The organism is Bacillus sp. SIMBA_154 (assembly GCF_046536015.1).
Classification (GTDB): Bacteria; Bacillota; Bacilli; order Bacillales; family Bacillaceae; genus Bacillus; species Bacillus pumilus_P.
Genome location: NZ_JAWJBV010000034.1, coordinates 1 through 10,522, shown reverse-complemented (window position 1 = coordinate 10,522; position 10,522 = coordinate 1). Strand labels below are relative to the sequence as shown.

The window sequence follows — 10,522 nt, the reverse complement described above, 5'->3', positions numbered from 1 at the left end:
ATCTTACCGATCCAGTTACCGAGATCACCGCCAAAGATGCTGCCTAATACTCCCCCGATCGCTGTTCCGATTCCAGGAGCGATCAATGTACCAAGTGCAGCTCCACCGATACCGCCGCCCAAATTGCCAGCAAATCCCCCGATCTTCTCGCCTTTATTATCATTGTTGATGCCGATCAGTTCTGTAGCTGCTATTGCTGTCCCGATAATAGGAATACGTTTTCCGATGCTCTTTGCACCTTTACCGACTTTACCTAACAATCCACCGCCACGCCCTTGGTTTGGCGTTGTTGGTCGTACCGGCTCACCTCTATTGATCCAAGGCTGACGATATTCAGGAGTTCGTGGGTTCCTCGGCGGTCGCCCTGCTCCTCCAGCTCCACCGATTACACCACCGCTCGTTCCTGCTCCCATCCCGCCTCTTAAACCTTTGCCCCATTTATAGACAGCAAAAGCGCCAGAAAGAATGGATTTAAGCGGCTTTAATAAAGTGGCCACTTTTCCAAGGAATGCGAGCGCAAATGCATTGGCGATCAAAGCACCAGCTATTGAGCCTTCCCCAGTAAGAGCATTCAAGTTGATCTCACCGATCTTCTTAGTGATACGAATGCCTAATTGTGCAGGATCAAGTGCTTCTAAAAATGATTCAATGAATATCTTTGCTGCCTTTGCCCCAGCGTCCACAAAAGAATCATCGGTCGATTTGTCATCAATACCAAGTAGACCGTTGATCACACCGTTTATGATGCCACCATAGGTTTTACCAACATTCTTGGCCATTTTGAAAAGACCAGGTTTCCCCGTCTTCTCCCACCATTCACCAAAGACGTCTTTTGTATTATCTAAGACGAGCTTCCATCTTGTCTCAAAGCTCATATCTCGATATTTTTCAAGCTGTTCAAAGTGTTTCTGCAATTTGGGATTATCCTTAAATTTGACCTTCAGTTCTTTCATTTGCTTCTTGGATAGTTTTTCTCCAGGGAACAAAATTTTAAACTGATCACCAATAAATCCGAAAACACTCTTAGTCGGATCAAGGAAGCTGTTAGCGAATTTCTTGCCCGCCTTTTCAGCTTTGTTTGATAGATCAGTCAGCACAAAGGAATATTCCCCACGCCATGTCCTGAACGCTTCTAACGCAGGTTGGAACGCTGCTGCAAGTCCTTTACCCCAAGGCATAAGGATGCTGTTATTGATGAATGATTTAACACCAAGGAATAAGTTGGCTAGGTTGTCCGACATTTTGATCATCATGTCGTTGTATTTGCCAAATTCCTTCGTCACTTCCGGCCATGATTTAGAGATGTCCTTGCCGCTCTTTGCAAGTTTTTCGAGCTTACCTCTGGCATCACCAGAGATCGCCCCCATTTCTTGCAGCGCTGCCGTTGCGTCACCGATAGGACGCCCCGATTTAATGCCGTCATATAAACGCCCCATCCATAGCGCAACTTCGGAAAACGGTCGTTGAACACCTGCAGCAACGTCCCCGACTAGCTTCATGCCTTCTGTAGTCGATAGAGCGTTCCCTGTGAATACTTGAAGAACACGACTTGACTCGAAAATCTCATCACGAGTAAATGGCGTTTGACCAGCGAAGGCCGTCAATTCATCCAGTCGTGCATCTGCTTTCCCTTTGCTGCCGAGCAGTGTTTCAAAAGCCGTGGTCATGTTCTGTCGATCCGCTACCATTTTGAGCGGCACGACAATACCACCTGTTGCACCGGCACCGACTCCAAGCAACCCAAGTGTACTAGTGACAGCTGACACGATCCCTCTCAATGGCTTTGTGATAAGATCAAGGACCTTAATTGTGGTTGTGTAAGTCCGTCCCAAATGAGTATTTGCAAATGAGACAGCCCCACGTACTGGAGCGGTGAAACGATCGATCGCATTAATCGCCACCCTGTATTCAGTCCCTAACGTGTTCCTTGTATAAGACGCTATACGGCTGACTGTACGCCGAACCATATCAACGGCTCTAATGGTATAGCTGTATCCTCGACCAAGCTGACGCGCTGCATATGATGCAATACGTTTGATCCCTGCGGTCGCACGATCATGAACCGTTATGGCAAACCGTTCTACTTTGCCAAATTTCCGATCGATGTAACGACGCAACCGGACAAGTCCTGGTGTTGCCTGATCTTTAATACGCATCAACACGCTATGAGTACGCGGCATCTTGCGTTGTAAGAAGCCATTGAACTTTCGTAGTGCTTTTGTGGCCAGATCATTTACATCAAGCGTCAGCTGATAAGTTCGAGCAAGGTCACGCAATATGAAACGCTGCACACGTCTTAATGCGATTGTCGCATTGTCCCTGATCCTTAAAGTGATTGGCCGCTCTGATCTGCGGCGCAATCTATCAAGTCGTTCTAAGTCCCCTCTGATCAAACGCAATTTACGCGTGATCCGGTCTTGTAATTCAAACCGTGCGGTTAAACGAGCCATGTCTTATCCCCCTTTCTTTGATTCTTTTTCTAACACTTCAAGTTTGTGAGCTATTAACCCAAACAAAAAGCCCTTGAAACGCCTTGGCGCTTCATAGACCTCTAAGAGTTCAGACGGGGAGTAATGAAGCTCATGCATACAGTAATACAGATACACAGCCTCTTTGTCCCCGTCCTTTATTAGTTTTTTGCTTCTGTTTCTAAGTCTTCAATTTCATCTTCAAACCCGTTGACTTCAATGGCTTTGTTTAACCAGTTCGCATACTCACCGCCGACAGACAGGACACGCTTTGCCACTTCGACTGGATCTTGTGTGCCGTATGCCTCACGCAATTCCTTTGATTTGAAATCCGGATAGATAGTAGATTCAACCGCAATACGTGCATAGAAACGTTGGGAATCCAAGTCTTTCACACGTCCGCGACCTTTGACATTTTTGTAAGTTGTGTTTTCTTTCTCCAGTTCATCAATGCGTTCAGTTGTGATGGCTTTGAATACGAATGGAATCACTTCACCGTTTTTATCAACAAAGCGCTTTGAAATGATTGATTTGATTTCTTCTGTCTCAGCTGTTTGTCCTGGCATAAAGAATGAAAGATCATATACGTTGTTTGTTTGTTTTTCGCTCATGTTTAAAAACTCCCTTTGATTTGTTTTTTTGAATACAAAAAAGCACATCCATTTTTTGAATGTGCTTTCCAATCTTTTCATGTATAATATAACTCGTACAATTGAACGGCTTGCTCAAGGGTGTCTGGCTCATCCCCGATAGGAAGGGGGGTGATGCCAATGTCAACATTTGAAGCGATTTCCCTAATGCTTTTATTCGGGATGTTTATCTTTACTTTGTTGACGTATATAGACAAAAAATAGACTCCCCTTGAGCTTTGGACGGTTGAAGGGAAAGTCTATCCTTAAAACTATCTAATTGATTAGCCAGCCCCTTGAGGGCCTCATTGTACATTGCCGGGATGTTAGCGCATCCTGGCTTCTTTTTATTGTATGCAAATTGCTTTGCATGTAAACATAATTTTGTATACTGGGAATGCTTTGGGAATGCTCTGAGCATTCTCTTTGCATTATAGCATATTCGGTTTTTATTTAGCTAATTAATTAGCTAATTTCCTCCACATTTCTTAGAAAGAATCCTCCAGCTTCTCAGGAAGATCAAAGTCCTCAAACGTGAAAGGAACCTCTTCTTCCAGTGCTTCTGAATCCACATCAAGCCCCGCAATCTTTGCAGAATCAAAGTTCACATCAAACAATGTGACACGCTCTGTGCCGCGTGTGGATGATTTATCATCCAAAACTGCTTGCATTGTAAAGTAAGGATCTTCCCCTTTCTTCACATAGTTGAGCATTAATTGAACGAAACGGGACGTCACTTTATAAAATGTTGCCGTTCCTGTTCCTTTTGCTCCTGTTGTCTTGTGCCCTGTCATACGACGGCCCATGACATTGACCTCTGATTTGTTTTTCTCCACGTTTGCTTCAAACGTTTTAATGAACGCCATTTCCTCACCATCGAGGAATAAGCGCCCTTCCTTACCTGAAATGGTATTCTGCGCTTTAAAAGCCATCTTATTTCACCTCTACATTGAAATAGAATTTTTCAGCTGCATCAACTGGTTGAACAGCTAGATCAATTAAGAAACCGTCACGATCTTCATTAAGAGCAATTACGATATCTGTTTCAGAATCAAAGCCTGTAATGCCGCTTCCATCTTGTAGTTGAGTTAGATATTGCGTGATGAGTGTTTTCACCAGCTGCAGCCCATCATCAGATGCAGGAATGTCATTGCCATTTGCTTTGCGTAACTTAATCAAATCCTTCAATTCACGTGTTAAATCGTTGTTGATCGCATCGAGCACTCGAATGATCTTGTTTTTAGCGAATGTCTTGTTCTTCTCGGTTGTGTAAGTCGTTAAGGAGTTAATATCCTTCTCAACGCTCACTGTGCGATCACGCGCATCAAACGTGAACAAGAATTCGCCTTGTGATAAGCGGTATTCCACTTGATCATTATCAAGACGCTCTAACGTGTCCACAGCCCCTTCATATTCCACAAAGGTCAGTGACTGATTGAAATTGGCTCCTGCAGATGCACCGGCCACCCATGCTGTTGCTTTGGCTGGTGTGATCTCTGTGCCATCTTCTAGCACGACACCGCTTGTGACATTGATAATTCCTTCATGATTAGCTTCATAATTCGGTAAAACACCTTGCACCTTACGGCCTTGGTCATCACGCAAACGCTTGACGAAGGCCACAAATGTTGCTTTTAGTTGCGCACTAGTGTTATTAGGCAGCGCTATTACGTCAAAGTATTCTGTTTCAGCAGCTTCAAGGAATGCTGTGTAATCTGCCACGCTTGGCACACCATTTTTCCCGCCGCTTAGTGTTACGCCAGCTGTGATGGTCACTTCACCTTCACCAGAGAACGAAACATATTTGTTTTGATTCAGCTCTTTGACATCAGTGACAATCTGCTTATCAACAATGTCTGTACCCACGTAAGTCACCACATCACGCTTGGAGCTGTCCAATACGTTTTCAGTGACTTGGATCGTGACCTCATTCCCTTTCTGTCCACCATAATTAGCAAGAACGTTGAAATTCTCGCTGATCTGAGCCTTTGCAGGTTCACCCTCATTCAAGCGATACAATAAAACTGTTTGTGCTTTTTTCTTCGCTTCTCGGAAAAGAAGTAGTGACTTGTCATCGATGTTTAATCCGACTTTTTTATTTAAGTCCTCGATTCCTGAAATAGAGATGAAAGTCTTAGGCTCTCCCCAACTCATCGTAATCGGAAGTGCAACGGTGCCGCGATTACCTAGCGTGATACGTTGCTGTGCTGTGGTTTTAAAATTGAAGTAGATACCAGGACGCTTTTTCTCTGTACCTGGTGTAAAAGTACCTCCGTTCATCCTTTAAACCTCCTTAGACAAAAAAGCATCAATCTGCTTCTTTGCTTCTGTTTTTGTAATTGGTTGATCTTTGATATAAAAAAGAGCACCTTCAAGGATTTCAGGCTTTACGCCAAACAATTCCTTGCTGTGCTCTTTCAAGGCTTCAAATGAAAATGCTGCTTCTTTAGGAAGAACCGGAGCGGCTTTCTCTTCTTTCACCTGTGATTCATTTTTAGTCTTGCTCACGTTTGATCACCCCGTCTGAAAAATTTATGTCGTCAAGGCTTGGCTGCGCGTCTCTGTTGTACCAATAGGCACTATCCCATGTGAGGACAATCGTTGCCACACCTTGATCAGCAATTCTTGTTTCTGCCCTCTTAATGCGAACATATTGATCGAGCAGTTCACCTTCCTCACTGACCATTTGAATGATGTTTCGATCAGCTGATAAGGCATCAACGATGGTTTCTGCTGCATCATTAGCCTGTCCAGAGTCCTTGTGAAACACTTTAATATGCAGCGTGTATGTTTTGAGGAACGTTGAAACAGTATCGTTTTTTGTGTTTGTCCATGCTGCGGGAAAGTACATCGATGGGATCTGAAACTGTTCCGGAATTTCCTTTTCGTAGACCTTCACAGGAAACCGCTTGTAACAATAATTCATGATAGCGCCGACTTCTTGATTCATCTAATCACCGCCCAAATTGTTCATCGATCCATTGCTGCAGCTTGCGGTCCAATGATTGTTCAAACATCTGCCCGAAGATGTTTAGTGCATTATCCCAATAGCCGCTTCCCTCAACCCACTGGAACTTTAGAAGCATTCCTGTTTCAGCGTTTGGATCGTATTCAAAGCGGTCTCCAACCCACCTACCAGGAACCCAACGTCTGTCCTGATTCTTGGAGGGATCAATGGTAAAGTGACCATCGTTTGTGTATGATGCGTATTCCAAGTTGGTCCCAACATCAAGAGTAAGTCCACCACTACTCATTGAAAAGACGTTTTCTTGGTCGCCTTTTTGGAATGAGTTGAGCAAGCGACGAGCATCCACCGTTTTTGTACGAATGACCTCATCCTGAACAATATCAAGAAACTCATAGCCCATTCCTTCAAGCCACTCTTCATATTCAGCTTGCAAGCCATCATTCACCGCTGCATTCAAGTCCTCAATGAATTGATCAAGACCATCAATCCTCATAGGCTTTCACTCCTCATCGCTACCACCTCAATATGATGGTTTTTGATCCGTCTGGGCTTTTGCAGTTTCAAAGTAATGCCTTCCCATACTACTTTGTCATTTACTCGGACATCAGCAGTAATAGGAAAATGAACAAGGTACGATTGATGAATGGTTGCGTTTGGCTCCTGCTGTGTGATGTTTTGATTTCTCTCTGTGAAGTAACATGCTTGATCAACTTGATCAGGCTCATCAGGATATGAAAAGACCGGCTGCGCATCCTGAACCGGCACGCCAAAACGATCTTTTGACAGCGGCTGATTCTTCAAGTGATATATGTCGCATCGATCCGTTAATAATGATTGATAGCTCATATCGATCTCAACCTCATTCTTACACTTGCCGGATCTTCTGGCGCTTCTCCAGGCTCAATGAAATCTATCAACAGGTTATACACATCTGGTTTTGATATGGCGTTACCATCTGCCAGAGTATATGAATAATCGCCAATCTTTTCAGATTTATAACCCTTTATGATTGATTCATCCCCGTTGATCAGCGCGAAAAACTGCGCCATTTTAATCAATGCGATTCTAGCTTTTTCAGGAAGCGGCTGATATTTTTCACTTGTGAAATCATGACCTGCAATCTTAAATACCTCAGCTTCAGCCTCGATGATGTCACTTTCCAATAGTTCATCTGAGCGGTTTTTCACGCTCTCGAATACGGTATACATCCTAACATCTTCAGGAGAGATCAGCATCAGCCTTACTCTCCTGTTTTTTCTTGTTGCTGTTGATGATCGAGGATGAAGGCAATTCTTTCACTCTTATCTTTGAGCTGAGACGGATCGCCGCCAAGATCAATAATAATGGCTTCTTGTTCAGTTTTGTTCATGCCCTTCAATTCAGTTTCAGTGTAGATTTTTGCTTGTTGTGCCGGTTCTTCTTCCTCTTTCACTTCTTTACAAATGAAAAACTCATTGCCATCGAGATATTGAAAAACTTTTTTCTCAATATCCTTAACTTGGTTAACAAGAAAGACATGCCCCATCACAGCGTATGTCTTTCCCTTGATCAAAACCGCTGAATACATGTTGATCACTCCTTGACCTTGATGATCTTAGCAACAGCATCCTCTTCCTCGAATTTGCTGTCGAGCTTCGCAGTCAACACAATGATGAATTTACGTCTACGGATGTCCTTATCAACTTCAATGCGGATGTTACGAGAGAAGCCAAGAATAATGTTTTTCGGATGAGTCAATAAGATGTCTGAAACATCTGTGCCGTCCTCTCCAATTCCATATGGCTGCATGTTTGCAATACCTTTGACTGGAACACCGAATGCGGAAGAAAGTCCACCTTGAACAGCTGCATCCCCTAGATTCGTTTGACGATCCGCTACTTTGTCTTTCCACTCGACCTCTTGACCTGGGGAAGTGTAGAAACGGAATTCTTGTGGAACTCGCAAGTATTTTGGCGGAACAGCTTTGTAACCTTCCTTGAATACTTGGCGTGTAAGTGGTTCACCAGCTACATCTACGATATGAGATGTTGCTTGCTTACGAATACCATCTAGCTGAGCAAGGTAAGCATCAGATGACGCTGTATTACCATTTAAGATTAATTCTTCAATGTCTACTGCCGCTCGTTCCGCCAACATTTGCATGATGGTATTCTGTAAATTATCACCTTCAATGTTGTTCTCCAACGTATCATATGTGATATTTACTTCAGCGATGACTTCTTTTGCATTAAGCTCCACAGTGCTTGTTGTTGGCGCAGTCTTTTGTTCATTAGTTAAACCTACACCTTCTTGACCAGGACGAAGAATCCGCTGACCAAAACCGATTTTTTCGATTTTTTGTGCATCACTATCCATTGGAATAACACGTGCATCTTGTAGCAGTGTTGGTGCATTTTGCACCATACGAATAAATGTGCTAGATTGGGTCGGATTCATGAGACCGCCTGTCTTTAATGTACCAAGCGTCACTTCCGCTTTGTTAATTACCTCTTGATTTCTCACTCTATTTCCTCCTTTTCTCGGCTTAAAGCAAGCCATCAAATACAGATTTTTGTACGTCTTGTTGTTGTTGATCTCCTACACCATTACCTTGCGGACGTGCCTTTTCCAGTGCTTCGACTCTTTCAACAACTGGAGCCAGTGCCTTTTCTACAGCTGCGGCCATTTCTTTTGCGACCTCTTCATCAATTTGTTTTTCTTGCGGATCAGGTTGTTGCTCCCCTTCGCCTTTTTCAAGGTCTTCAAGTCGTTTTACGACTGGTGCAATTGTTTCATCTAACATCTTTTGCAGATCTTCTTTGTTCACTTCTTCTTCCTCCTTCTCTTCCGCTTGACTTAATAAGCTGTCTATAGCGGCTCTTGCATTTTTCAATTCAGTTAAGTTAGCAGCTGAAAACTTTCGGCCAGCTTTTGCTACTTCTTTAGGTGGGTCAGTTTGGATCCCCGCCAAGTCATCAGTAAGCAAAATCTCTTCTGTGATTTCCACAAAATCTTGCAGTGCTGCCCTCACCTTTTCAGGATCAGTCTCCAAGTCTCCATCGTCGTAAGAACCCCATTTATACAAAACGGAATTCAGCGCCTCTTGTGCCGCCCAAAACTCACGACGCATGCGGCCTTTGTCGTATCGGTTCTTTACTTCTCCTTTAAGAAAGAAGTTTTTGAGCAAAGAAAAAAGCCCCTTCTCTTCAGAAGCTGGCTGACGCTCTTGCTTACCTATATCCGCTGTTCCGGCCATTGAGTATCCGGTGATCTCACCCTTTTGAATCTGTTCCCAAATTTCATCGGAAGCCTTCGTCACAAGAACCCACGATCCTTTCTTGATCATCTCATCGCCCATTTCAAAGTCAGCCGGCGCAATGTACGATTCAACGACTTCCCCAACACCGCCTTGGAAATCATGCTGCTTGTCGATCTCACGTGCATCCTTCAGGAACCCATGAGCGGCTTTTTCGATCTCTTCTGGTGTCATGTAATCCCCATGTGCATCAGCTACGTTTGGTTCGTATACAATGCCGTACACAAGACGCTGCGCATCATCAGCCTTCGCAATGACCTTGATCTCTTTTTGAAAGTCTGGCTGCTTTTCTGATTTCATAAAAAAGAACTGCTTTTGATTAGCAGCCTTGTCCACGTATGAAACGTGTGTGATCTTTGCATTTATCAATTCGCGTGGCAATTCATTCACCTCCTTTCAAAACTGCTTCTCTAATTTCTTCTTTTTCCTCTGCTGACAATCCTAAAATAGCAGGATCAACCACAGGGCCCACAGCACAATGGCAGTTTACCCGCTCTTTTGGAGTTAGATTTGTATCTCTCGGAAACATACACCGCTCTCCGCTGCCTGGTATCTCAAATTCTTCATCAAGAGGAATAATCGTGCCATCCAGCTGCACATGACTTTCTCTGGACTGATTCTTTTTCCCGCCGCTGTGCTTCCATTGCTTTGCTGTCACAGCTGGAGATTGTACATAGGATTCATGTTGAGCAACAGAAGAAGCGGTCAACACTTCAGTTACAGCTGTAACACGTGCACGCTTCCGGCTGAATTCGGGAAGGTCTTTCAGCTCCAATTCAATCTCTTGGATAGAGCGTCCTTCTTTTATTCCCTCTTTCAACGTTTGTTCAATTGCCTCATGAGTATTCAGCTTCATCAGCTGCGCCAACTCCTGCGACCAGGATTCAATCCACTGTTCAGTTTTCTCTGAAAGCACCTTGAATGGAATATCTGCATCGATGGAATGCATGATCTTCTCAGCCAGCTGCGTGACAGTCAAAGTCAAGAATATGGCCGTTTCTTTTCCGAACAGCTCCGCAAATTCATCTGAAGTGAATAGATCATTATTAAAAAACGCTAGAATTGATTCTAACGTCTCCGAATCATCCTTGGATATAAAACCATTCAGAGCATTTAAAAACGTCCTGCGTTGCAATCTGAGAAGTTTTGCGGTTGTTTTCTC

At 43.8% G+C, this 10,522-nt stretch carries 14 protein-coding genes and 1 pseudogene; 1 reads left to right on the top strand and 14 read right to left on the bottom strand.

Annotated elements, in window-relative coordinates; all coding sequences use genetic code 11:
• The 3 genes and pseudogenes from R0K30_RS20710 to R0K30_RS20700 form a co-directional block, all read right to left on the bottom strand.
• A pseudogene (locus R0K30_RS20710) lies at positions 1-2,450 on the bottom strand (transglycosylase SLT domain-containing protein); the annotation flags it as partial.
• Between the two features lie 3 nt (positions 2,451-2,453).
• On the bottom strand, positions 2,454-2,606 hold the full coding sequence (locus R0K30_RS20705) for a hypothetical protein (protein ID WP_008361258.1): 153 nt from the start codon (positions 2,604-2,606) through the stop codon (positions 2,454-2,456).
• 23 nt (positions 2,607-2,629) lie between these two features.
• Positions 2,630-3,079 (bottom strand): phage tail assembly chaperone, encoded by a 450-nt coding sequence (locus R0K30_RS20700; protein WP_410612620.1) that lies wholly within the window; start codon positions 3,077-3,079, stop codon positions 2,630-2,632.
• A gap of 153 nt (positions 3,080-3,232) precedes the next feature.
• Between R0K30_RS20700 and R0K30_RS20695 the strand changes: the two genes are divergently transcribed.
• Positions 3,233-3,322, top strand: a complete 90-nt coding sequence (locus tag R0K30_RS20695; protein ID WP_106918392.1) for a putative holin-like toxin — start codon at positions 3,233-3,235, stop codon at positions 3,320-3,322.
• A 263-nt stretch (positions 3,323-3,585) separates the two neighbouring features.
• Here the strand turns inward: R0K30_RS20695 and R0K30_RS20690 are convergent, their stop codons facing one another.
• The 11 genes from R0K30_RS20690 to R0K30_RS20640 all read right to left on the bottom strand — a co-directional run.
• A complete protein-coding gene (locus R0K30_RS20690; protein WP_410612617.1) occupies positions 3,586-4,029 on the bottom strand; it encodes a phage tail tube protein in 444 nt (147 codons plus the stop codon).
• A 1-nt stretch (position 4,030) separates the two neighbouring features.
• Positions 4,031-5,377 carry a phage tail sheath family protein gene (locus tag R0K30_RS20685; protein ID WP_410612615.1) on the bottom strand — a complete coding sequence of 449 codons (1,347 nt, stop codon included), beginning with the start codon at positions 5,375-5,377 and terminating at the stop codon, positions 4,031-4,033.
• Between the two features lie 3 nt (positions 5,378-5,380).
• Entirely contained in the window at positions 5,381-5,605 is a 225-nt protein-coding gene (locus R0K30_RS20680; RefSeq protein WP_065098989.1) for a YqzN/YkzM domain-containing protein, read from the bottom strand.
• Positions 5,592-6,047: a phage tail terminator family protein gene (locus R0K30_RS20675; protein ID WP_410612613.1), complete on the bottom strand. Its 456-nt coding sequence runs from the start codon at positions 6,045-6,047 to the stop codon at positions 5,592-5,594. The genes R0K30_RS20680 and R0K30_RS20675 overlap by 14 nt, the downstream gene beginning before the upstream one ends.
• Before the next feature lie 4 nt (positions 6,048-6,051).
• The gene (locus R0K30_RS20670; protein WP_410612611.1) at positions 6,052-6,558 is read right to left on the bottom strand and encodes an HK97 gp10 family phage protein; all 507 of its coding nucleotides are present in this window, start codon (positions 6,556-6,558) and stop codon (positions 6,052-6,054) included.
• Positions 6,555-6,911, bottom strand: coding sequence for a DUF3599 family protein (locus R0K30_RS20665; RefSeq protein ID WP_410612609.1), 357 nt, complete (start codon positions 6,909-6,911; stop codon positions 6,555-6,557). Before R0K30_RS20665 ends, R0K30_RS20670 begins: the two co-directional genes overlap by 4 nt.
• On the bottom strand, positions 6,908-7,300 hold the full coding sequence (gene yqbG, locus R0K30_RS20660; protein WP_410612607.1) for a protein YqbG: 393 nt from the start codon (positions 7,298-7,300) through the stop codon (positions 6,908-6,910). Before yqbG ends, R0K30_RS20665 begins: the two co-directional genes overlap by 4 nt.
• A 5-nt stretch (positions 7,301-7,305) precedes the next feature.
• Positions 7,306-7,632, bottom strand: coding sequence for a YqbF domain-containing protein (locus R0K30_RS20655; protein WP_410612605.1), 327 nt, complete (start codon positions 7,630-7,632; stop codon positions 7,306-7,308).
• 5 nt (positions 7,633-7,637) lie between these two features.
• Positions 7,638-8,567 carry a phage major capsid protein gene (locus R0K30_RS20650; RefSeq protein WP_410612603.1) on the bottom strand — a complete coding sequence of 310 codons (930 nt, stop codon included), beginning with the start codon at positions 8,565-8,567 and terminating at the stop codon, positions 7,638-7,640.
• 22 nt (positions 8,568-8,589) lie between these two features.
• Positions 8,590-9,741 (bottom strand): XkdF-like putative serine protease domain-containing protein, encoded by a 1,152-nt coding sequence (locus R0K30_RS20645; RefSeq protein ID WP_410612601.1) that lies wholly within the window; start codon positions 9,739-9,741, stop codon positions 8,590-8,592.
• A 1-nt stretch (position 9,742) separates the two neighbouring features.
• The coding region (locus tag R0K30_RS20640) for a phage minor head protein (protein WP_410612599.1) at positions 9,743-10,522 on the bottom strand (780 nt) is incomplete at its 5' end.